Source organism: Rhodococcus sp. KB6 (genome assembly GCF_001445685.1).
In the GTDB taxonomy this organism is placed as follows: Bacteria; Actinomycetota; Actinomycetes; order Mycobacteriales; family Mycobacteriaceae; genus Rhodococcus_F; species Rhodococcus_F qingshengii.
Genome location: NZ_LNAK01000057.1, coordinates 13965 through 36723 on the forward strand (window position 1 = coordinate 13965; position 22759 = coordinate 36723).

Sequence of the window (22759 nt, forward strand, 5' to 3'; positions counted from 1 at the left end):
ACTAGTTGGTGGGCAGGGCCTTCAACGACTTGACGGTGGCGTCGACCGCGCGAGCAGCCTCGGCGCCCTTCTTCACGAAATGCGTGCTGAAGTAGTCGACGTGCTCGGCGTGCTCGTGGAAGTGATGCGGCGTCAAGACCACCGAGAAGACCGGAACGTCGGTGTCGAGCTGCACGCGCATCAGACCGTCGATGACAGCCGTCGCCACGAAGTCATGCCGGTAGATACCGCCGTCGACGACCAGACCTGCGGCAACGATGGCCTGGTAGCGGCCGGTCTTGGCCAACCGCCGAGCATGCAGCGGGATCTCGAAAGCTCCCGGTACCTCGAAGAAATCAACCGTGTCCTTGGGGTAGCCGAGCTCGACGATCGCGTCGGTGAATCCGTCGCGTGCACGGTCGACGATGTTGCGATGCCACGTCGCCTGAATGAACGCGATGCGCTGTCCCTGGATCTCACTCATAACCATGAAACTAGCGCACTGGGAAGCATCGACGCGACCACCCGTCCTAGTCCTGCTGACGGGGGAAGGCGGTCGAACGACCCCAGCCGGCGTCATTGGTGAGGTGCTCGAGGAGAGGCTGAATTCGATACGGAAGGGGATTGGTCAGAGCGATGGTCGTGGTCGAATGCGTGACGCCTGGAAGTGACACGATCTGCTCGGCCAACTTCTGCAGCGCCGCGTGCGTCGAGGTGGCGACGCGAACGAGCAAATCCTCGCGACCCGTTGTGGCGTGAATTTCGATCACCTCGGGCAACTCGGTCAGACTCCGAGCGACTGCGCTGATCTTGCCCTGCTCGAGTTCTAGACCGACAAATGCCTGAATCGGGATACCGACCTCGGGGAGATTGAGATTCGGCCGAAACCCGGTGAGAAGTCCGTTGGATTCCATGCGCTTCATTCGCGACTGGACGGTGTTGCGGGCGACGCCCAACGAGTTGGCCAACTCGGCCACACTCATCCTCGAGTCCTTGCTGAGCAGTCCGAGCAACTGGACGTCGAGCTTGTCGATGCTGAGCACTTTGTGAACCTCTCCTCAGTGATATGGGTCACTGGATGATCGAATTGACTAGTTCAAGAGATTTGCATTGACCAAATCGTAGCTCAGGCAGAGCATTGGTTCCACGAATTGCTCAGCGGGATTCTCTTTGGGTTATTTGTCCCCAATAGTACCCAACGGCCATTTCGTCCCAATGTTTCGACTGCACCCCGTTTATCCTTCGGAAAGGTCTATCCCACAATGACTCTCACCGCCGAGCCCGTGAACTCCGTTGTTTCCCATGACGACACTGCGGGCGTGTTCGATCGCGCCGACTACCTGCGCGATTACCCCCACGAGCAGGTGAGCTTCTTCCAGGATCCCGCGAGCGGCCTCAAGGCCATCGTCGCCATCCACTCCACGACGCTCGGCCCCGCGCTCGGCGGAACGCGCTTCTACCCGTACTCCGACGAATCCGCCGCAGTCACAGACGTTTTGCGTCTCTCGCGCGGAATGACCTACAAGGCTGCGGTTGCCGGCGTGGACCTCGGCGGCGGCAAGGCAGTCATCATCGGCGACCCCGCAACGGCCAAGACCGACGAATTGCTCGGCGCCTACGCAAAATTCGTCCAGACCCTCGGCGGCCGCTACATCACCGCTGGTGATGTCGGAACCAACTCCAACGATCTCGACATCATCGGTCGTAACACCGACTTCGTCGTCGGCCGCAACGCTACAGTCGGCGGTTCCGGCGACAGCGCTCCGATGACGGCCCTCGGCGTATTCCAGTCGATGCGCGCCGCGGCACAGTCGCATTGGGGCACTCCGTCGCTCGCAGGCAAGACTGTTGGTGTCGAGGGCACAGGCAAGGTCGGCTACGAGCTGATCAAGCTTCTCCTCGCAGACGGCGCAACCGTGTTGGCGACTGACGTCAACGCCGGAGCGCTCGATCGCGTCAAGGCGGACTTCCCGCAGGTGAGCATCGTCGACAGCATCATCGACGCTGATCTCGACGTTTACGCACCGTGTGCGATGGGCGCAACACTCACCGACACGACCGCACGCTCGATCAAGGCCGAGGTTGTCTGCGGCGCTGCCAACAACCAGCTCACCGTGCCCGAGGTCGAGAACATCCTCCGCGCCCGCGGCATCACCTGGACCCCCGATTACGTCGCCAACGGCGGCGGCCTCATCCAGGTTGCCGGCGAGCTGAAGGGCAACTCGGCCGAAGAGGTCAAGCTCAAGGTCGAGAAGATCTTCGACACGGTCACCGAGATCTTCGCGAAGTCGAAGAACGACGGAATCCTCGCCGGCGAGGCTGCTGACGCGGTCGCCGAGGCTCGGATCGCCGAGGCAGCTCGCGTAGCCAAGGGCTGACATCCCTCTCGCAGTCATGTAGCGCGGCCGGTCCCGACTAGTGTGGACACCAGACGAGCAGATTTTGCAGATCTGGACCACATCAGCCGGTAGACCGGCCGCTATGCGTCGGACGCCGGAAGGGCTTACATGACTGAACAATTCGCAGTGTGGACCGAGAACGACGTCGAGCAATCGGCCCGTTGGGGTTCGACGAACAACGCCCCGGTGCCCAAGCGAATCGTTGTCGCCGACGACACGATGAAGGCCGACGACGCCTATCGCTTGGCATGCGAAGGCACGGCGTTGTTGTGGCGCGGAGATTTTCAGAACGCTCGCCAACTGTCGAAGGCCGTCGCGTCGCGCATCGACCGCAAGCCGCGCCGAGCGTCCGACGACCCAGCCAAAGCCTTCCATCTCCACCGGCAGACCCAAGGACGCCGCGCGCAGATCCTCGGCATGCTGCTCATTCCCTTGGATGCAGATCTGTCGATTCCACTCCGGCGAGCCCCGGACGCGCAAGTCGCGTTGACCGAAGCTTTCGGGATTACCGGTGAGCCTTCGGTTCGCTCGTTGCGTGACATCCTCGGCGCGATCGGCGCTCACGAGTGGCACCGCAAAGGTGTTTTCATCGAGGCTCTCGACGCACGAGTGCATCCCGCCTTCGGAGTGTTCTCACCCGTCCGCGGGGAGTATGTCGATCTTGTCGCGTCTGCGCCACTGCCGTCGACGGAATCGGCTTTCGACATCGGCACCGGCACCGGCGTTCTTGCTGCCGTCCTGGCGCGGCGTGGAGTTCAGACGGTGACGGCCACCGACCAGGACCCCCGGGCACTGCAATGCGCTCGTAGCAACCTCTCGCGGCTTGGCTACGGCGATCAGGTGAACGTGGTGGAAGCAGACCTCTTTCCCGAAGGCACCGCTCCGTTGGTGGTCTGCAATCCTCCCTGGATTCCGGCCAAGGCCACCTCGCCCATCGAATACGCCGTCTACGACCCCGCTGGAGCGATGCTGAAGGGCTTCCTGACTGGTGTCGCAGCGCATCTGGACGACGGGGGAGAAGCGTGGCTGATCCTCTCGGACATTGCCGAACACCTCGGTCTCCGAACGCGATCCGAACTGCACGATCTGATTGCGGCCGGTGGGCTCACTGTTGTCGATCGCATGGACGTCAAACCGACGCACGCAAAGGTCAGTGACCGAACCGATGCGCTTCACGCTGCCCGGGCACGAGAGACGACCTCGCTCTGGCGGCTTCGCCGTCGCTGAATTCATTCTCAGTCAGCGGTATTTCCTTGCCATGAAATGGTAATGAACGAGTAACAAATCGGGTCTAGCTTTCTTCGCAGTCGCACATCGTCACGCACTCCGGAGGAATCTCGATGGAATACACTCTTGCCCGCAACGCAGCCGAAGACCTGACGAAAGGTCTTGGCCGACGCGGATTCATGAGGGCAGTCGCTGCCCTCGGTGCGGGCGTAGGAGTTGCCGGTGTGGCTTCGGGATGCGCGCACTCGAACGCGTCACCGGCTGGATCGTCCTCCTCTGCACTACCGTTCGCCGATGGCATTCCGATTCTGCAACCGGGCAGCGGAAACGTCAGTGGCGATCACTATCTGAGTTCGGATCCGTCGGACGTCATGTGGGGTTATGTGCCCAACGTCCACACCCGCGAGGTGATGCGGATGAAGTCGGGCCAGACCGTCACGATCGACGCCCTCTCGCACGAGGGAATTCTCGAGGATCAAGGGCGCAATCCTCTCGAATACTTCGGTAGCAAAGGCGTTTCCGAGAAGGACGTGCTCGAGGATGCGATTGCCGTTGCGGCCGAATACAACCGAACCGAACGAAACTTCGACAAGGACGGACCGCACGTCGTCACCGGCCCGGTCTTCGTCGAAGGCGCCCAGCCTGGAGACGTACTCAAGATCGAGACTCTCGAAGCCATTCCCCGCGTGCCGTACGGCGTTGTGTCGAGCAGACACGGCAAGGGCGCTCTCGCCGTCACAGCAGACGGAACCGCTCCAGCGGGAATCACTCTGGACGAAGTCATGCCGCCGGTCGCCACAGACGGGCGCGCAACAAAGGACCCGTTGAAGTACGGCGGTGTTTCCACTTTCACGGCGATCGAAGACGGCAAGGGCGTGATGCCTTTCGGACAGTCGAAGGTGCGGTTTCCCCTGCGGCCCTTCATGGGAATGATGGGAGTTGCCTATTCCTCGGATGCCGACCCGACATCCCCGTCGTCGAACTCCATTCCTCCGACGCTGGGCGGCGGAAACATCGACATCAGGCATCTCGGTGTTGGATCAACCTTCTATTTGCCGGTCTTTGCCGAAGGCGCCCTGTTCTACGTCGGTGACCCCCACATGGCGATGGGAGACGGTGAGGCAGCGTTGACCGCGATGGAAGGATCGCTGCGCGGCACGTTCCGACTCAGCGTGTGTAAGAAGGATTCCGGTGACGCTCCATCGGTGGCTTTCGGATACCCGTTCGCTGAGACCGAGGAGGCCTGGATTCCGATCGGCCTGTCCGACCCCAACGGTTCGGTCGATGGGCAGAACAGTGACCTCAACGGCGCCATGCGGCGCGCGGTGGTCAACGCGCTCGACTTCCTCGAGCATGATCGCGGAATGGATCGAGCGACGGCCTACGCCTATCTTTCTGCCGCAGCCGATTTCACGGTCTCGCAGGTAGTCGATCGAACCGTGGGCGTCCACGGACAGATCGTCAAATCCCACTTCGAATAGCGGGAAAGGCGATCCGTGTTATCAGGACGGATCGTCGAAGAGGCTCTGTTGCAAGGGATCGGCAAACAAGCCCATCTGCTCAGGTTGCGGCTTTGCCGGCGTCTCGGTCCGAGAATTGGGCAGGACCACCAGTCGCAAAGCCCCGCGCAGACGGTCGACCATGAGTTCCCACCCGCCGACCTGATCCTCGTAGCCCGCCGCCTCTTCGGCGTCCCCGCGACTGTGGGCGTCCACAGCCTGACTACGCAGCTGAATCTGCCATTCGTTGCTGATGTGGAGGAGCTGAAGAATCAGATCGCGATCACGACCGCAGACATCGGCTACCGCGTCGAGATCCTCGGCCACATCCAGATCGAGGTGCAGCAGGGTCTCGAGTTCGGGAGGCAGGTCCTCGGCTGTCAGATCGGGCTGTAGAGAGGAGGAATCACCGCTCTTGTTCGCGAAGAAGAGGTCTCCGCCGACGCGTGCGGCGAACTCGTCGTCCACGGTACGCAGGAACGATGTCAGGGCGGCGCACGTATCGGTGAGTTGCTTGGGAACGAATGGTGAACCCGCCACCTCGAGGAACACCGACAGACGGTCGTCGATCAAGACGAACTTGATGCGCGACCACTTGCGGTTGAGATCGGCGATGACCTCGGCTGCACGGGTGCGGTTGCTGATGTCCTGAACGAGTGGGGAGAACAACTGCACGTCCATGGACTCGGAAAGCGGACCGACGAACATGACAGTCGAACCGACACGAATGGGTATGTCGCCGTCGCTGTCTCGCTCGGGAAGAGTGCCGAGCATGGGAAGCAAAGCGAGAGTGACCAACTCCTTGAGGTGGTCGATGTCGTTGGGCATGTAGGCCGCGGTGGGGTCGAGTGTCGGAAGTTCTGTCGACTCGACGACCGACGGATCGAAATCCGGAGTCTGCTCGTTGCCGGTGAGATCGCTGGATAGAAAAGCCGGGTGGTGCACACCGAACACATCACGGAATGCAGCGACAGTCATCGCTGCGAGCTGATCGGCCCAGTTCTGCGCCTTGTCGACGCAGAAGGCGGGGGAGTTGTTCGGATCCTCGAGATTCTCGGAAGGCGGATTCCAGCCGAGTGCGATCAACTTTTGTTCGTCGGCATCTTCGAGTCGATAGCGCGGATGAAGGAAGTCGTTGGAAGGAACCTCGCAGCGGACTGTGTTCTCGTCCCACACGAGGAACTGAACGCATGGCGCTGCGCCGTCAGCTGGATCGAAGTCGCCGGTGGACGATTCCACGGCAAGCACGTCGCCGTCGACCATGATGGAAATGTGATCGCCGAGGCGACGTTGAAATTCTGCCCACGCCCGGTCGACACTGACATCGAGATCGAAGCCCATTGCGCTCATCAGCCACCTCCTTCCGCAAAAGCTCAGACCGATACGGTATCGCGAGGCTCCGACAATGCTGCTGTCCTTTTCCGGTCGACCGGATTGCAGCGGACCACGAACCGTGACGACGAGGAAGGTAGTCGCAGGTAGATCGGTTATTCGAGAGCGGCGACTGAAGTGTGCCTGTAACCGCCGTCACGCCAGGCGGTGTGCGGGCGAAAGGGCGAGGGTTATCCGGCGAGAACGGGCGAGACCTCGACGACGGGCGGCGTGGACCCGGTCGTGACAACGGGGGTGGTGCTGGTCTTGGTGGTTGTGGCCGTCGCGGTCGGTGACGAGGTCGCGGTAGCCGACGCAGTTGTGGTGGATGAGACGGGTGTTGTCGTACTGGTGGCCGTCGTAGTCGAGGTGGCGGAGCTCGTGCTTGTCGCGGTCACCACAAGCGGCTGATTGCGAGGAGCAGTCGTCTCGTCGGCGATTCGCCAGGTCGGCGTCGGCGGGATGACAACCGTGGGGACTGCAACCGAGCTGTAGAACGCGGCCGGTTCGATCCCGGCGACGGACTCCACGGAAACCGACGAGACCAGCGTGGGAGGCGTCACCACAGGGCCGCCGGCACCGAATGCGCCGGCTGCTCCGCCGAAAACGAGGCCTGATGTCAGAGAAACAGCGGCCACTGCGACAGCGCCGATCATGACTGTTCTGTCTTTCATGCACACCTGTCCTTCGGGAGCAGTACGGAAGTACTGTAGGCGAAAAGATGCCGCAATGGAGTATCAGGGTCTGCTGGGCGGGACGCGAATCTGTGTGGCGTAGAACACAAAAGGCCCTGGGTGCCGACGCGGACGTCGGCACCCAGGGCCAGGTCAAGCAGTGAATCAGGCGGGGATCGTCAGTACCTGACCGGCGTTGATGAGATCCGGGTTCGGGATGCCGTTTGCATCCGCGATGCGCTGGTATTGGTTGCCGTCACCGTAGAAACGCTCTGCGATCGCCCACAGGGTGTCGCCGCTTTCGACGGTGTAGCTCTGCGCTGCCGGAGCGGCGGGGGCAGGCTCGGGCTCGGGTGCCGGAGCGGGCTCCGGGGCAGCCTCGGCGGCCGGCGCTGCGATTGCAGTGTCCGAAGACCACAGAGCATTTCCGCCGGCGGACAGAACGACGTTGCGATCGTCCTGAACCGAGAGGGAGGCACCGTCGTTGCCTGCGGTCTGCGATGCCCACACGGCGTCGGAGTCCTTGTAGATGACGAAGTTTCCGTCAGCCTGCACCTCGGCGCGGTTGGCGCCGGATCCGTTGGTGCCTGCGGCCCAAACAGCCTGTCCGCCCTCGGACAGAACCAGGTTGCCGTCGTCCTGCAAGGTGAGGGTGTATGCGCCGTTGTCGGACTTGAGTTCCTGGCCGACTCCGAGGCTCTGACCTGACTGCAGTGTGCTCACGCTGTCCCTTTCCAAATCTGTTGCGATGACTGTGCCTCCACGATTCCGCTTTACCGTCCAGTTACCTTCTGGCCGTTGGTCTCGTAGGCGACCGAGTGTACGTTACCGAAGAGTACAGAGAATTGTGCAGCGTTGACGGATTGCGTGTCGAGCGTTCGGATCTTGCTGATATTAAGGCGTTTTGGGCGAACGCGCCGCGACATCCTACGCGAAGTTGCACCGTTGCGATGCACTTTCTCTTGAACGGCAGGTGAAATCGGCGCGCTCTCAGCGCATTGTCAGTAACCGCTAGGGGTGTAGCGACTTGCGCGTCTCGTCGTGGAGAACGGCAAGCAGTTCACGCTCGACGTCGGCGAACTCGGGCGAGGTGATCATGTCCAGTTCGCGTGGCCTCGGCAAGGGAACGTCGACGACGCACCTGACCGTTGCCGGCCTCGCCGACAGAACGACCACGCGATCGGACAGATAGATCGCTTCACGAATATCGTGCGTGATCATCAGCACGGTCCACCGGTACTGCTGCCACACGTCTTGTAGCCAGGCCTGCATCTCGGTCCGAGTCAACGAGTCCAGTGCGCCGAACGGCTCGTCGAGCAGCAGGACAGGTTTGCCCTGAACAACGGTGCGCAGCATCGCCGCTCGCTGGCGCATGCCGCCGGACAGTTGTGACGGCCGGGCGTCCTCGAATCCGGACAGTCCGAACGCCGGGAACAACTCGCGAGCGCGCTCGCGTGCTTCCTTCTTGCCGACTCCCTGCACTTCCAAACCGAGGGCCGTGTTGTCCAATACCGAACGCCAAGGGAACAGAAGATCTTTCTGCGGCATGTACGCGGTATGCACCTCGGTGGCTGGTTCGGATTCCGTTGCGCGCGTGCCCACACGGACCGAACCCGCGGTCGGGGATTCGAGCCCGGCCAGGACGTTGAAGATCGTGCTCTTGCCGCAGCCGCTCGGCCCGATCACCGACACGAATTCGCCCGCGTCGGCGCCAAAGGACACCGAATCGAGCACGAGACGCGATTCTCCGGCCGTGTCGAACCTCTTGGTCAGGTCCTGGATTTCGACCATTGCATCCTCGACCATCGGGTCAGTCATGTCCGCGACCTTTCGTTCATCGCCCATGGTGCAACGATGCGCTCGATGGCGAACGTCAGCAAGTACAGCGTGACACTGATCAACGCGGTCACCAGTACGGCCGCCAACACCAGGTCGGTGCGGAAGGAGTTCTTCTGGGTGCTCATGTAGATACCCAAACCGGAAGTAGCGCCGACGTATTCGGAGAACACCGCACCCACGACCGCATACGTGATGCCGATGCGCAGGGCAGTGAAGAATCGCGGAATTGCCGAAGGAAGGCGAACGTATCGGAACTCCTGCCAGCGAGTGCTGCCCATACTGCGCAGGAGAGCGCCCGCTTCCCGATCGGCCGCGGCAAATCCCTCGATGAGTCCGATGGTCATGGGGAAGAACGTCGCAAGGGCGATCACCAACACCTTCGGCAACAGCCCGAAGCCGAACCAGATGATCATCAGCGGCGCGATGGCGATGATCGGCAGCGTCTGCGAGACGACAAAAAGTGGTACCAGCGCGCGTGACAACCACGGCGAAAAGTCCACGACCACAGCAAGAATCCAGGCCAACACCAATGAAGCAGTGAAGCCGACCAACGTGACCTGCAATGTCGACCAGGCGTGGCCGGAGATGATCTCGCGGTTGTCCCACCCCTGGGACAGAACGCGCCCCGGAGACGGAAGTACTTGCGGCCGAATCCCACTGATCTCGACGTAGATCTGCCACGCCGCCACGAGGAGCACCACCACGGCGAGCGCGGGAAGCGCCCGCCGCATGGTCGAGACCAACCGTCCGCTCACGTCAGGACGCGTCGAGATACTCATTGGTGAAGTACTCCGACCAGTCCGGCTTCTGGGTCAACGGCTTCCCGTCGGGTCCGGCGAGCAATCCGTTCTCGAAGAGGAATCCCGAATAACCCGACCAGGTTTCGAGATTCTGGGCGCCCACAACGCCGTTGACGTCTTTCATGTAGTCGGCGGCGAGCATCCGCTGACTCTCACGCACGAGGTCTTCGTCGGTGAAAGCTCCGGGGTTCGCGTCGATGAGATCCTGCGCGGCCTGGTCCGGGTTGTCGGCAGCAGTCTGATATCCGCGTTGAACGGCTTTGACGAATTTGCGTGCCTCGTCGGGATGGTCCTTCAACCACTGCTGGTTGCCGTTGATCACGATCGAATACGCATCGGGGAAGCCGTAATCGGTGTACTGGAAGTACCGCATCGGAGTTCCGTTTCGCTCCGCTTCGAGGCCTTCCCAAGCAAAGTAGGAGACGGTGAAGTCTGCCTGGCCCGAGTACACGGCTTCGTACGCGGAAGTTCCGAGCGTGACCGTCGTGAAGTTCCCGGTCCCGCCGTCGTTGCGGATGATCTGCTGCAGCGTTTCGACTTCGCCGGGATCACCGAACCCGGCGTACGTCTTCCCGTCGAGATCACGTGGGCGCGTGATGTCCGCACGATCCGCCTTCACGCCGATGCCGGTGGCGCGGTGCTGAAGTGGCGCGATGACGGACGTCGTGGCGGCGCCGGCTGCACGGGCGAACGTGGCCTGACTCTGTGTGCTGATGCCGAACTCCGCATTGCCGGCATCGACCAGGGTGTCGGGCGAGGTGTTGTTGTACGGCAGGATCGAGACGTCCAGGCCGGCGTCCTCGAAGTAGCCCTCTTGGAGTGCTACGTACAAACCGGTGTGGTTCGTGTTCGGTGTCCAGTCGAGTGCGAACCGAATGGTCCCGTCGGAAGAGCCGGTGTCAGAGGCGCATCCGGTCAGAACTGTGAACGCGGCTGCGATCGCGGCAGACGTGGCAAGCGTGCGGCGCAGCGCCGCAAACGACATCACGACGCCGGCCAAGGCTGCTGGTGGAGTGCGGAATCCCAGAACATCAGCTCATAGCGGCTGGCGATGCGGAATGCTTCACTCATCGCCTCACGCTCTGTCTCGGTGGCAGCTTCGGCCGCAGCATCGACCAGTACGCGGGCCTGCGCCACCGACTCGTGGAATTCGGGTGCGTCGTAGGTCGTGACCCACTGTGCGTACGGATGCGACGGATCGGCGTCGAGTACCTCGCGCGCTGAAGCGGCAAGATCGCGGCCCACCTCGGCGTAGATCCAGAAGCAGGGGAGTACTGCCGCTGCGGAGACCGGGTAAGGCGCAGTTGCTGCAGTCGCCGTCAGATACGAGACGTATCCCAGGCAGGCCTGCGAATGCTCGAGCCTTCCCGATCCCGCTGGAAGAATTCCACCGGTGAGAAGTCCGTCGTGAAGCGCAGATTCCACTGTCGCTGCCGTGGACGCGGAATTCGACCAGAAGCCCGCGGACTGCGGATCCGGGGCATGGGCCGCGACCAGGGACAACGCTTTCGAATACCCCTCGAGATAAAGCTTGTCCTGCTCGATGTACGTGCGGAACGCGTCGAGAGGCAATGTTCCGTCGCCTAGGCGGCGGAGGAACTCCAGTGAGTCGATCGACTCGCGGAGGGCCTTCGTCTCGGCCCAGAGTCGATCTGTGAACCGATCCGTCGACGGCGCTGTGGCCACCGAGTTTTCGGCAGAATTGTATGCAGGCTGCGTAGTAGCCATGACATCCCTTCGTCAGCATTACCTGATCAGGTTCCCGGGTGTGTTCTCAGCCCCGCCCATGCGGAGCACCCCGTGTCAGAACTAGGCGACCTTAACACCGAGGGGTTGTGTACTCGGCGCACACCCGTCCGAGATTGGTAGGTTTGGTCTTGATTGCCACACGCGCGGGTCGGGAGGGGATTCAGACATGGAGACCGACGTTCGACCAAATCTCGGCGAGGACGGAACTCTGGTGATCCGGGCGCGAGGCGGAGAAGCCCGCGGGTATCCGGATGGCGGTGTATTCGCGTGGAAGGGCATGCCCTACGCAGCGGCGCCGGTGGGTGAGCGGAGGTTCCGAGCGCCGCAACCCGCACAGTCGTGGGACGGGGTGCGCGACTGTCGTGAGTTCGGGCCGATCGCGCCGCAAGGCCAGAGTCCGGCGGTTCCGATCGATCGGGCCTTCAAAATCGACGAGGACTGCCTGTCGATCAACGTCTGGGCCCCGCGACCCGACGGCACGCCGCGACCGGTGATGGTGTGGATTCACGGCGGCGCCTACTGCCTCGGGTCTGCCGCCCAAACGATCTACGACGGCCGTCATCTGGCTGAAACCGGTGACGTCGTTCTCGTCTCCTTCAATTATCGCGTCGGCGCACTCGGATTCCTGGACCTGTCTGCATTCTCCACCGCGGATACTGTTTTCGAATCGAACTGTGGTCTGCGAGACCAGATTGCGGCACTCGAATGGGTTCGAGACAACATCGACGCCTTCGGTGGTGACCCGAGTGCGGTGACCGTGTTCGGGGAGTCCTCCGGCGCAGGATCCATCACGACGCTCATGACCTGTCCGAGCGCCGAAGGTCTGTTCCATCGTGCGATTGCCCAGAGTCCGCCCGCGACCTCCGTCTACGGGGCCGAGCGCGCCAAGACCGTTGCAGAGCGGTTTCTCGAACTGCTCTCGATCGACCCCGAAGACGCAGGCGATCTGCTGACCACAGATCTGGAACTGCTCGTCAAGGCAAGCGATGATTTGGTCAACGAAATTCCGACCCGGATTCCGGGAACTTTGGCGATGGCACCCGTTGTCGATCGCGATCTGGTGCCGCACTACCCGGTTGCGGCTTTCCAGAAGGGTTACGCGCACCGAATCCCACTGATCATCGGTTCCAACAAGGACGAGGCGTCGATCTTCAAGTTCATGAAGTCTCCGCTGATGCCGGTGAGTGCGCAGTCCGTCGAGGCAATGCTCCAATTACTGGCCGACGATCACCCCGACATCTCGGCGACCAAACTTGCCGAGATCATGTCGGCTTACCCTGACCATGCGAAACCGAGTGGTGCGCTGGCGCTTTCACGGGACGCGGCGTTTCGCATGCCGACCCTGTGGATCGCCGACGCGCACTGCAGGCATTCCCCTACGTGGGTCTACCGCTTCGATCACGCGACGCCGATGCTCAAGGCGGCGCGGATCGGCGCGGGCCACGCGACCGAATTACCTTATGTATTCGGCAATTTCGGAACCCTGAACGTCGACCCCACGTTCTGGCTCGGCGGACGGAAGGCTGCGATGGAGGTGGCCGGCCGTATCCAACGGCGATGGTTGGCCTTCGCCAGGCATGCCGTGCCGGCGGCCCTCGACGGCTCGAAGCACTGGGCGCCGTACGAGGAAGAGAAGCGGTCGACGCTGTTGATCGACTCCGCCGACACCCTCGTCAGCGACCCCGATCACGGACTGCGCGTCGCCTGGGGCAACGACGTGATGGGGTTCAACTGACGTCGGTCGAGTGCCGCGGACGATCCAGTTCGCGAAGCACCGGTAGGGAGGCACATACTGCGGCGATCAGGATGATCGGAATCGACAGGGCCACAAAGGTCGACGCGATTCCGAGTTGATCGAGCAGCGGGCCGACCGCGAGGTAGCCGAGCGGGCCGGCGGCGTAGGCCGTCGACGTCATGACACCGACGACGCGTCCACGCATGTGCTCCGGGCTGTGCGTCTGCATGGCGTAGTTGGCGATCGGGCCGACTGGTCCGTAGACGAGGCCCTGCAGTCCGGCAAGTACGAGGATCACCCACAGCGGAGGTAGGAGCGCCATGGCCAGCATCGCTATGCCGAGAACGGCGACGGCAAAAATCATGATCAGCCGCCGGGACATGATCGGCGCCAGTGGGGCGTAGGCGAGAGAGCCGATGATGCCGCCGATCGCCAAGGCCATCAACACCGATCCGAGTTGGGCCGGTTGATCCAACTCTGTGAAGTACACCGGGAACACGACACTCTCCACAGGCATGTAGAGCGCGACGACTGCCATGTCGATCAGCGCCAGGGTGCGCAGCAGTTTGTTGTTCCAGACGAACCGAAGACCGTCGAGTGTGCCGTGCCAGATCGATTTCGGACGGTGTTCGTGTTCGGGCACTCCGGCGCCGGGAAGCCGGATGAAGGCGACCACGACTATCGAGAACACAAAACCTGCCGCCGTGACCCAGAGCGTGTTCACCGCTCCGATCGTTGCGATGAGGACACCGCCGATGCCAGGGCCGATCAGATACGCGACGTTGAAGTTGGCCTCGTACACACTGTTGGTTCGATCGAGCTTCCACTTGGCGGTCCGAGTCGCTGCAGGAAGCATGGACTCCCTCGCCGCCATTCCGGCGGGGTCGAACACGGCGCCGAGTGCGGCCAACGCCGCGATCACCGGGATCGTCAAGCCCGCGGTGGCCGCGATGATCGGAATCGCTGCAACGGACATCGCAGAGAGAGCGTCGGAAATCATCGACGTTCGACGGCGTCCGAACTTGTCGACGAATGTCCCCGAAAACAGGCTCGACACGAGTAGCGGAATGGCTGCTGCGCCGGCAACTATCGCCGCGTCGGTAGCCTTACCGGTTCGTTCGAGAACCAGCCAGGGGAGCACGACGATGGCGATACCGTTGCCGATCGCCGAGAACAGCGTCGCGAGATTGACCAGTACGAGAGGGAGATAGCTGGGGATAGCTACGTCCGTGGACGCAGGTGGACGCCGATCTGCTGAGGCGACCACGTTCTTTCCTTCCCCAAGATGGTGCCGCCCAGGATTTCGACGACGGCACCATCGACGCTAGCAGCGGGGTCTGCAGGTTCGCGACTGGTTTTTCGCCGGCCGTTCTCGTTCGGTTATGCCTGGTAGACGGGGTTCTCCGCAACAAACTTCTCGACGTACGAGCACGTCGGAAGGATCTTCAATCCCTCGTTCCGGGTCTGATCGAGCGCTTCACGCACCACGATGGCGGCAAGCCCGCGCCCACGAAACTGCGGATAGGTCACCGTGTGGTGGAAATCACGGACGCCGGAATGGTCCGAGTACTCGGCGAAACCGGCGAGTTCGCCGTCGACTCGGATCTCGAAACGCGTTTCCGCGGGATTGTGCGCCACTGTCTCGGTCATCTTCGGGCTCCGTTTCGAAAGGGCGGCCGGTTGCGCCGCGCCGCGTCTGCGTTCTCTGGAGCACGCTACCTGGCAGGCCGTCCGCAATATCGGTTGCCGACGTGGGATCCGTTACTTAGCGCAACTACAACTGGACGACCGTTCAAGGGACCTTCGTCGCCATGGAGAACGAACAAAACTGGTCTGTACGTGCCGATTTGCCCGTACTTTTGTGCCCACAACGGGTGATACATATGCATCACGATCGTAACTATCCCAATATGTGGGACCGGTCACAAAGTTTTTTGTCGTGTGTTCGGATGGATTAAGTGGAGGGCCTGAAACGGGCAAATTGCAGGTCAGCGGCGCGCTGGTTGCGTGTCGATGATGGGTGCGAGTGGCCGGAAACCCCAGGGGTATTGCGTTGGTCATCAGATCGTTTCTCGGACGTGATCCCAAAGACCCGCTCGGGGGGTTAGCGTTTGAATCGTCGGGGATAGAAGAAGCGTTACAACTTCGCCAAAAAAACTTTGGCGTCGCTGCTCAACGGTTCGATTTCGAGTCTTCGTCGGACAACTTCGAGGAAGGAACGCACATGATTTTCGGGCAGCGTGAGTCGAACAGTTACTTTGCCGCAATTTTTTCGTACGACTTCCTTGACGAAGGTCTGGGATACGAGACCATCGCACGGATTCACCGAGGCGAGATCTGCGAATGGATTCGTGATCTCGAGGCTTCCGGATTGTTCTCGGCTGCGGAAGTCCATGCCGCTGAACTGGCATGGCGCGAAAATCCACGCCTGCTCCTCGACGCCCTTCTCGAGGACGCTGACGAGGTCTCTGTCAAGCGCTGGGAGATCGCGTGGACGAGGCTCGAGCGTCAGTCGCCGGCAGCCGGAACCGCGGTGGCAGAGCACGGCTGATCCGGTCGGGCCGAGTCGACTGCTCAGTCTGCGTCAAGATCAACCGTCTGCGTTACATCAACGGTCGACGAGTATCACCTCGTGATCTGTAAGCACGGTGAATTGCGCGCCCGCCGTGGTCAGGGCCGCAACCGTCCGCGCAGTCACCTGTGGATCTTCGAGTAGCGAATCGCCGCCGTGCGGCACTATCGCGAAGTCGATCAACGCGAGCCCGGACCAGATCGGGTCGATACCGCACGTTGGCATGACTTCAGCGGGGTCGTCCGACGCGTCCAGCCCGATCAGAGTCGGAGTCGCCAGGCACGCTCCGGCGCTGTATCCCGCATAGGCCACGACGCCTGAACGAACCAGCATCTCGATGACCCTGTCAGCGCCACTTCGAGCTAGCTGAGCTCGCAGGACGAACGTGTTTCCGCCGCGAACCCACAGGCAGTCGAATTCGCGGAGCCGGAGTTCCAGTGCTTCCGATGCACCCAGGAAGTCTCGGACATCCACTTCCTCTGCGGTGAAGCCCGCTGCCCGTAGCGGAGTCAATTCGCTGGTGACTGCTGAACTGCGGGCATTGGCGGGCCACGAATCTGCAGCCGCGGCGATGACCGCGATGCGAGCGCCGCGGCCTACGAGATCGACAAAAGCCTCGCGGTGGTCGCCGAATCGGTAGGACGAGAGAAACAGTTTCACTTCTCAGTACCTTCGCGACCTACCCACCCAGCCCTCAAATCGTGAACGCCAGATTGTCGACGACGCGTGTGCCCACCGTGGTGTCACCGCGAAGCGAGATGTCGGTTCGGTGATCCGACGCGTGGACGCGGCCACCGGCAATTCGGGTGAAGAGCGGTGAGCTCATCGAGATGGTCGTGGTCGCCGGACCGTCCAACTCCGGGACGAGTGTTGCTCGCGCGTCGACCGAGACGTGAAGTGAACGGGCAAGTGGCCCTTCGAGTTCGAAAGTGATCCGTGCTCCCTCTGGCGCCTTTCCTCGTTTTCCGACGACGAATCCGAGCGCGCCGGTGATTTCGCCGAATGCAGTCTCCGCGCGCAATCCGCCTTCCTCACCCGGAATGCCAACTGCATCTCTGATGTCGAGTTCGTGCATCCAACAGTCGAAGGTCCGAATACGCATGAACCGGCCATAGGGCGCAAGACCGACCGGTGTTTGTGTCTCGGCGTCCCAGTCCGCGCTGGTCATCGAGCGCAGCGCTTCGGTTCGTTCGGCGGTGATCTCGCGATATCGGGTCAGTAGGTCCGAGTGCGGTGTCCGCCGCAGGCCTTCGACCCAGCGCTCGTTGAACGCCGCAATGTCGTTGTGGACGTGGGGCAATGCGTGCACGTCCAGATTGATCGACGGCGGATTGATGCCCGAGAGCAGTGATTCCGTACCGATCAGATGGGACACGATGTCGTGAACCGTCCACCCCGGAAGGTTCGACGGTGCCAACCACTGATCGCCGTCGAGTTCGGCCAGCAGTGCGTCGATGACTCTCCATTCCTCGGTCAATGCGTCGACTACTGAGTCCTGGGGCCAACCACTCATGTGGACATCTCCTGTTTCGGACGGTGCGGTTCTCCTCACTGTATGTCCCGGCGGATAAGTGAGCGGGCATTCCCATGCTTCGAGTCGGTGTCGCCAAACCTCCGAGGGTGGCAGAGTTCCTGTGGTAGACCAGGATTGTCGACGCCGAATCAGGCTCACGCGGCGTTGTCGTCACCGACAGAGGAGTCTTCGTGTTTCCAGGAAATTTTGTCCAGTCCACGCCGGACAAGCCCGCCGTCATTCGCCCTGCGACGGGTGAGTCCATCACCTATCGGGAACTCGACGAACGGTCGACGCAGTTGGCGCGATACTTCCGAAGTGTCGGTGCCAAGCCTGGGGACCACGTCGCTCTCATCTCGAACAACGATCTCCGGGCGTTCGAGGTGTACTGGGCAGCGTTGAGATCCGGCCTCTACATCACCGCGGTGAACTGGCATCTCACGGCTGCGGAGGCTGCCTACATCGTCGACGACTGCGAGGCGACAATTCTGGTGGCGTCGGGGCAGGCGTCCGCAGCAGTTCCGTTGGACGAGAAGCTGATTCCACGCGTGCGGCACCGATTGGTGTACGGCGGCGCCCTCGAGGGCTTCGACGACTACGAAGACGCGGTCGATGCGCAGTCCACTGCTCCACTCGACTCGCAGCCGCGTGGGGCTGACATGCTGTATTCGTCGGGAACGACCGGCAGGCCGAAGGGGATCAAAGGAGATCTCCCGGAGGGTGAGGTGAACACCACCATGGATCCGTACACCGCGGTGTTCGCACCGATGTACGGGTTCGATTCCGACACAGTCTATTTGTGCCCGGCTCCGGTCTATCACGCGGCGCCCCTGCGTTTTTGCGGCGTGATCAATTCGGTCGGCGGAACCGTGATCTTGATGGATGCATTCGAAGCCGAAACCGCGCTGGAGTTGATCGGTAAATACGCTGTGACGCACAGTCAGTGGGTACCGACGATGTTCGTTCGAATGTTGAAACTTCCGAAGGAGACCCGTGATCGTTACGACGTCTCGACGGTGAAGGTCGCCATTCACGCTGCTGCTCCCTGCCCGCCCGAAGTGAAGACGGCAATGATCGACTGGTGGGGGCCGGTGATCTACGAGTACTACGCCTCGACCGAGGGTTCGGGCGCTACCTTCATCAACAGTGAGCAGGCCTTGTCGCATCCGGGTTCCGTCGGGCGTGACGGAGTGATGGGGATCGTGCACATCTGTGACGACGCCGGGCGCGATCTTCCGGTCGGCGAGATCGGTACCGTGTTCTGGGAGCGGGAGACTTTGCCGTTCCGGTACCACAATGATCCCGAGAAAACGGCTGCCGCGCAGCATCCGGATCATCCGACGTGGACGACGAGTGGAGATATCGGCTATATCGACTCCGAGCGTTTCCTTTATCTGACCGACCGCGCCGCGTTCACGATTATCTCCGGTGGTGTGAATATCTACCCACAGGAGTCCGAGAACATCCTTACTTTGCACCCGAAGGTGTTCGACGTGGCGGTCATCGGTGTTCCCGACGAAGAAATGGGTGAGCAGGTCAAGGCGGTTGTCCAACTAGCGGAGGGAATCGAGCCTGGTGCCCATGTCGCCGAGGAATTGCTGGAATACGTTCGCAGTCAGGTCGCACATTTCAAAGCTCCGAGAAGCATTGACTTTGCCGACGAATTGCCTAGGACCGCTACAGGAAAGCTCGTCAAGCACAAGTTGCGGTCTCAATATGTGAGCAATTGATGCTCTAGTGAAATACTAGGACATCAGAGTAATTCTGCGAGATAGTCGGCAAGGACCTGCGCGTGACCGTACGGCAGGTCCTTGCTTGCTGTCAGTAGAACAACGGGTCGAGCATCCGAGGACGGTGCGAGGCGTACTGCAGGTTTTCGCGTTTGAGGCCGCGTGGCCGGAGTCGGTCTACGCGGAGTCGGACGGCGTTACATTCGGAAGCCGGTTCGTAAACTCGCTCGACGGTGATTATTCGGCGCGTCATTCTGATGCCTTTACGTCTTTCGCCCGTTTCAAATAGTGGAATAGTCCGCCATTCCGGTGTGATCGGCCTCACAGTAGGCTTCTTCAGGTATGTCCAAACATACTGTTCGGACTCGATTCAGATGGAGAAAGTGCGTCGTCGGTTTCCCTACGCCGCGTTAACTCTGGCTACTATCAGTCACCATTCACCCAAAAGCGGGTCATCTTCCGCTCATCACATGCTGGTTGCCGCTCGTCGCAGCAGGCGAACCACCAACCGCAGAAGGTAATGGAAAATGGAAACATCGAAGAGCGCACAAGTGCGTCCGTCGGTCGGCGTCCCTCGAGAATCGAGTGATGGTGAGCGTCGGGTCGCATTGGTGCCGAAAATTGTGTCCGCTTTGATCGGCAAGGGTGTCGACGTAGTCGTCGAGTCCGGGGCCGGTCTCGGGGCGTTGATTCCCGACGAGTTGTACACCGCTGCCGGCGCGAAGATCGGCGATCCGTGGACTGCTGACGTGGTGGTCAAGGTTGCGCCTCCGTCGACAGAAGAGATCGCCCGGATCAGTACCGGCGCGAAGCTCATCGGTTTCCTGAATCCGCGTAATGCGGACAACCGCATCGCCGAGTTGAAGGCCGCCGGCATCGAGGGATACGCCGTGGAGGCGATTCCTCGTATCTCCCGCGCGCAGGTGATGGACGCGTTGTCCTCGCAGGCGAACGTGTCCGGGTACAAGGCTGTTCTGTTGGCAGCATCGGAGTCGACGCGGTTCTTCCCGATGCTCACCACCGCTGCGGGCACGGTGAAGCCTGCGACGGTTCTGGTCCTCGGAGTGGGTGTGGCAGGTCTGCAGGCGCTGGCGACAGCCAAGCGTCTCGGTGGCCGCGCTACCGGGTACGACGTGCGTCCTGAGGTCGCCGACCAGGTGCGTTCGGTGGGTGCACAGTGGCTCGACCTCGGAATCGATGCGGCGGGCGAGGGTGGATACGCCCGCGAGTTGACCGACGACGAGCGAGCGAAGCAGCAGCAGGCACTCGAAGATGCGATCAAGGGCTTCGACGTTGTGATCACCACAGCTCTGGTTCCGGGTCGTCCCGCGCCGCGCCTGGTGACCGCTGCCGCGGTCGAAGGCATGAAGCCGGGCAGTGTCGTGGTCGACCTCGCGGGTGAAACCGGTGGTAACTGCGAGCTGACCGAGCCGGGTCAAACCGTCGTCAAGCACGGCGTGACCATTTGCTCTCCGCTGAATTTGCCGGCGTCCATGCCGGAGCATGCGTCCGAGTTGTACTCGAAGAACATTTCCGCGCTGATCGAACTCATGTTGGTGGAAGGCGCCTTGGCGCCTGATTTCTCCGACGAGGTTCTGGCCGGTGCGTGCGTCACCCGTGAAGAGAAGGGCGCCTGATGTACACATCACTTCTGGCGAACATCGCGATCCTGGTGTTGTCCGGGTTCGTCGGTTTCGCTGTGATCTCCAAAGTTCCGAACACCCTGCACACCCCGTTGATGTCCGGTACGAACGCCATCCACGGCATCGTCGTCCTGGGTGCGTTGGTCGTCCTGGGCAAGGTGCACGATCCCTCGATCGGGTTGCAGATCATCTTGTTCGTCGCGCTCGTCTTCGGAACCGTGAACGTTGTCGGTGGTTTTGTGGTCACGGACCGCATGTTGGCGATGTTCAAGGCCAAGCCGGCCGCCAAGTCTGTGTCGAAGGATGGTGACCAGTAATGGAATACCTGGTCAATGCGCTCTACATTGTCGCGTTCTCGATGTTCATCTACGGCCTCATGGGTCTTACCGGCCCGAAGACCGCAGTCCGCGGCAACCAGATCGCCGCGGTCGGCATGCTCATCGCCGTCGTTGCAACTCTGATCTCCATTCGTGATGCGGAAATGGGGAACTGGATCCTCATCGCTGCCGGCCTTGTCATCGGTGTCGTGCTCGGCGTTCCGCCGGCGCTCCGGACGAAGATGACGGCCATGCCGCAGTTGGTGGCACTGTTCAACGGTGTCGGCGGCGGCACGGTCGCGTTGATCGCGTACGCGGAGTTCCTGGACTCGGACGGTTTCACCGCATTCCAGCACGGCGAGTCGCCGACGGTGCACATCGTCATCGCTTCGCTCTTTGCCGCGGTGATCGGATCGATCTCCTTCTGGGGCAGCGTGATCGCGTTCCTGAAGCTGCAGGAAACTCTGCCTGGTCGTCCGATCGGAATCGGTAAGCTCCAGCAGCCGCTCAATGCTCTGCTGCTCATTGCCGCCGTCGCGTTCTCGGTGATCATCGGTATCAAGGCGATCTCACCGGAAGGCCCGACCAGCTCACTGTGGATCGTCGGCGTGCTCGTACTCTCGGGCATCCTCGGACTGATGGTCGTGCTGCCCATCGGCGGCGCGGACATGCCCGTCGTCATCTCGCTGCTCAACGCTCTGACCGGTTTGTCAGCTGCTGCTGCAGGTTTGGCGCTCAACAACCAGGCGATGATCGTCGCCGGCATGATCGTGGGTGCTTCGGGCACCATCTTGACCAACCTCATGGCCAAGGCCATGAACCGGTCCATCCCGGCCATCGTTGCCGGCGGCTTCGGTGGTGGTGGCGGTGAAGCCGCATCCTCCGACGGTGTCGTGCGCACGGCAAAGGCGACCTCGGCCGCCGACGCGGCCATCCAGATGGCCTACGCCAACCAGGTCATCGTCGTACCCGGATACGGACTTGCGGTCGCGCAGGCTCAGCATGCCGTCAAGGACATGGCGAAACTGCTCGAGTCGAAGGGCGTCGAGGTCAAGTACGCCATTCACCCGGTCGCCGGCCGTATGCCCGGTCACATGAACGTTCTTCTCGCAGAGGCGGATGTCTCGTACGACGCGATGAAGGAAATGGACGACATCAACGACGAGTTCTCTCGTACCGATGTCACCTTGGTGATCGGCGCGAACGACGTCACCAACCCGGCGGCGCGCAACGATCCGAGCTCACCGATTCACGGAATGCCGATCCTCAACGTCGACCAGTCGAAGTCCGTCATCGTGCTCAAGCGCTCGATGAACTCCGGTTTCGCCGGTATCGAGAACCCGCTCTTCTTCGCCGAGGGCACCTCGATGCTCTTCGGTGACGCCAAGAAGTCGGTCTCCGAAGTAACCGAGGAACTCAAGGCGCTCTAGCGCTGGTACTCGGAAGGGGCGTCCACTCGCAGCTGCGAGTGGACGCCTTTTTTCGTGGCCGTGTGTTGCAAAGATGTCGTGTGTTGCAACGACTTCTTGTGCTGAAACGACTTCTTGTGCTGAAACGACAAAGGCGCCTGGTCCGAGACGAAACTCGGAACAGGCGCCTCTGGCGACGTTTTACGGAACCTCGGGGGTTTCGGGGTCGGAAGAGAAGCCGGAAAGTAGTTCGATCAACTTCTGGATCAGTTCGAGCGGGTTCAGATCTTCGAGGCTCACGGT

22 protein-coding genes and 1 riboswitch are annotated in these 22759 nt (G+C 61.5%); of the genes, 9 read left to right on the forward strand and 13 right to left on the reverse strand.

Features of this window, described 5'->3' with window-relative positions:
• Position 1 precedes the first annotated feature (1 nt).
• Both ASU23_RS11785 and ASU23_RS11790 read right to left on the reverse strand, forming a co-directional pair.
• Entirely contained in the window at positions 2-463 is a 462-nt protein-coding gene (locus tag ASU23_RS11785) for a 6,7-dimethyl-8-ribityllumazine synthase (protein WP_007726074.1), read from the reverse strand.
• A 46-nt stretch (positions 464-509) separates the two neighbouring features.
• Positions 510-1022 carry an Lrp/AsnC family transcriptional regulator gene (locus tag ASU23_RS11790; protein ID WP_003941343.1) on the reverse strand — a complete coding sequence of 171 codons (513 nt, stop codon included), beginning with the start codon at positions 1020-1022 and terminating at the stop codon, positions 510-512.
• Between the two features lie 219 nt (positions 1023-1241).
• On the opposite strand from ASU23_RS11790, the gene ASU23_RS11795 reads away from it, so the two are divergent.
• The 3 genes from ASU23_RS11795 to ASU23_RS11805 all read left to right on the forward strand — a co-directional run bounded on the left by ASU23_RS11795 (position 1242) and on the right by ASU23_RS11805 (position 5086).
• Complete coding sequence (locus tag ASU23_RS11795; RefSeq protein WP_058037971.1) at positions 1242-2357, forward strand: Glu/Leu/Phe/Val dehydrogenase; 1116 nt, start codon at positions 1242-1244, stop codon at positions 2355-2357.
• Between the two features lie 129 nt (positions 2358-2486).
• Positions 2487-3605, forward strand: a complete 1119-nt coding sequence (locus tag ASU23_RS11800; protein WP_058037972.1) for a class I SAM-dependent methyltransferase — start codon at positions 2487-2489, stop codon at positions 3603-3605.
• A gap of 113 nt (positions 3606-3718) precedes the next feature.
• Positions 3719-5086: an acetamidase/formamidase family protein gene (locus tag ASU23_RS11805; RefSeq protein WP_058037973.1), complete on the forward strand. Its 1368-nt coding sequence runs from the start codon at positions 3719-3721 to the stop codon at positions 5084-5086.
• 21 nt (positions 5087-5107) lie between these two features.
• On the opposite strand, the gene ASU23_RS11810 is transcribed toward ASU23_RS11805, so the two are convergent.
• From ASU23_RS11810 to ASU23_RS11840, 7 genes are all read right to left on the reverse strand, one after another.
• The gene (locus ASU23_RS11810; protein ID WP_003941353.1) at positions 5108-6454 is read right to left on the reverse strand and encodes a hypothetical protein; all 1347 of its coding nucleotides are present in this window, start codon (positions 6452-6454) and stop codon (positions 5108-5110) included.
• 212 nt (positions 6455-6666) lie between these two features.
• Complete coding sequence (locus ASU23_RS11815; protein ID WP_058037974.1) at positions 6667-7149, reverse strand: hypothetical protein; 483 nt, start codon at positions 7147-7149, stop codon at positions 6667-6669.
• A gap of 165 nt (positions 7150-7314) precedes the next feature.
• Complete coding sequence (locus tag ASU23_RS11820) at positions 7315-7872, reverse strand: LysM peptidoglycan-binding domain-containing protein (RefSeq protein WP_003941373.1); 558 nt, start codon at positions 7870-7872, stop codon at positions 7315-7317.
• A gap of 288 nt (positions 7873-8160) precedes the next feature.
• On the reverse strand, positions 8161-8955 hold the full coding sequence (locus ASU23_RS11825) for an ABC transporter ATP-binding protein (RefSeq protein ID WP_030536826.1): 795 nt from the start codon (positions 8953-8955) through the stop codon (positions 8161-8163).
• 8 nt (positions 8956-8963) lie between these two features.
• A complete protein-coding gene (locus ASU23_RS11830; RefSeq protein ID WP_058037975.1) occupies positions 8964-9767 on the reverse strand; it encodes an ABC transporter permease in 804 nt (267 codons plus the stop codon).
• Positions 9745-10773, reverse strand: a complete 1029-nt coding sequence (locus ASU23_RS11835; protein ID WP_058037976.1) for an ABC transporter substrate-binding protein — start codon at positions 10771-10773, stop codon at positions 9745-9747. Before ASU23_RS11835 ends, ASU23_RS11830 begins: the two co-directional genes overlap by 23 nt.
• A complete protein-coding gene (locus tag ASU23_RS11840; protein WP_007726090.1) occupies positions 10773-11516 on the reverse strand; it encodes a TenA family protein in 744 nt (247 codons plus the stop codon). The genes ASU23_RS11835 and ASU23_RS11840 overlap by 1 nt, the downstream gene beginning before the upstream one ends.
• Positions 11504-11599: riboswitch (TPP riboswitch) on the reverse strand. (Overlaps the previous gene by 13 nt.)
• Before the next feature lie 104 nt (positions 11600-11703).
• Between ASU23_RS11840 and ASU23_RS11845 the strand changes: the two genes are divergently transcribed.
• On the forward strand, positions 11704-13272 hold the full coding sequence (locus ASU23_RS11845) for a carboxylesterase/lipase family protein (protein WP_058037977.1): 1569 nt from the start codon (positions 11704-11706) through the stop codon (positions 13270-13272).
• Here ASU23_RS11845 and ASU23_RS11850 read toward each other — a convergent pair.
• Complete coding sequence (locus tag ASU23_RS11850; RefSeq protein WP_039972654.1) at positions 13265-14491, reverse strand: MFS transporter; 1227 nt, start codon at positions 14489-14491, stop codon at positions 13265-13267. The two genes, ASU23_RS11845 and ASU23_RS11850, sit on opposite strands and share 8 nt — an antisense overlap.
• Positions 14492-14652: 161 nt before the next feature.
• Positions 14653-14922 carry a GNAT family N-acetyltransferase gene (locus ASU23_RS11855; RefSeq protein ID WP_007726096.1) on the reverse strand — a complete coding sequence of 90 codons (270 nt, stop codon included), beginning with the start codon at positions 14920-14922 and terminating at the stop codon, positions 14653-14655.
• 574 nt (positions 14923-15496) lie between these two features.
• Here ASU23_RS11855 and ASU23_RS11860 point away from each other — a divergent pair.
• On the forward strand, positions 15497-15823 hold the full coding sequence (locus tag ASU23_RS11860; protein ID WP_003941297.1) for a hypothetical protein: 327 nt from the start codon (positions 15497-15499) through the stop codon (positions 15821-15823).
• A 57-nt stretch (positions 15824-15880) separates the two neighbouring features.
• On the opposite strand, the gene ASU23_RS11865 is transcribed toward ASU23_RS11860, so the two are convergent.
• On the reverse strand, positions 15881-16504 hold the full coding sequence (locus ASU23_RS11865; protein ID WP_042447910.1) for a Type 1 glutamine amidotransferase-like domain-containing protein: 624 nt from the start codon (positions 16502-16504) through the stop codon (positions 15881-15883).
• Positions 16505-16538: 34 nt separating this feature from the next.
• Positions 16539-17357 (reverse strand): maleylpyruvate isomerase family mycothiol-dependent enzyme, encoded by an 819-nt coding sequence (locus ASU23_RS11870; protein WP_058037978.1) that lies wholly within the window; start codon positions 17355-17357, stop codon positions 16539-16541.
• A gap of 191 nt (positions 17358-17548) precedes the next feature.
• On the opposite strand from ASU23_RS11870, the gene ASU23_RS11875 reads away from it, so the two are divergent.
• The 4 genes from ASU23_RS11875 (at position 17549) to ASU23_RS11890 (ending at position 22477) form a co-directional block, all read left to right on the forward strand.
• The gene (locus ASU23_RS11875; protein ID WP_042447907.1) at positions 17549-19087 is read left to right on the forward strand and encodes an AMP-binding protein; all 1539 of its coding nucleotides are present in this window, start codon (positions 17549-17551) and stop codon (positions 19085-19087) included.
• A 527-nt stretch (positions 19088-19614) separates the two neighbouring features.
• Complete coding sequence (locus tag ASU23_RS11880; protein WP_003941381.1) at positions 19615-20724, forward strand: Re/Si-specific NAD(P)(+) transhydrogenase subunit alpha; 1110 nt, start codon at positions 19615-19617, stop codon at positions 20722-20724.
• Positions 20724-21047: an NAD(P) transhydrogenase subunit alpha gene (locus ASU23_RS11885; RefSeq protein WP_003941319.1), complete on the forward strand. Its 324-nt coding sequence runs from the start codon at positions 20724-20726 to the stop codon at positions 21045-21047. Before ASU23_RS11880 ends, ASU23_RS11885 begins: the two co-directional genes overlap by 1 nt.
• Positions 21047-22477, forward strand: coding sequence for an NAD(P)(+) transhydrogenase (Re/Si-specific) subunit beta (locus tag ASU23_RS11890; protein WP_003941368.1), 1431 nt, complete (start codon positions 21047-21049; stop codon positions 22475-22477). Before ASU23_RS11885 ends, ASU23_RS11890 begins: the two co-directional genes overlap by 1 nt.
• Positions 22478-22759: the final 282 nt, after the last annotated feature.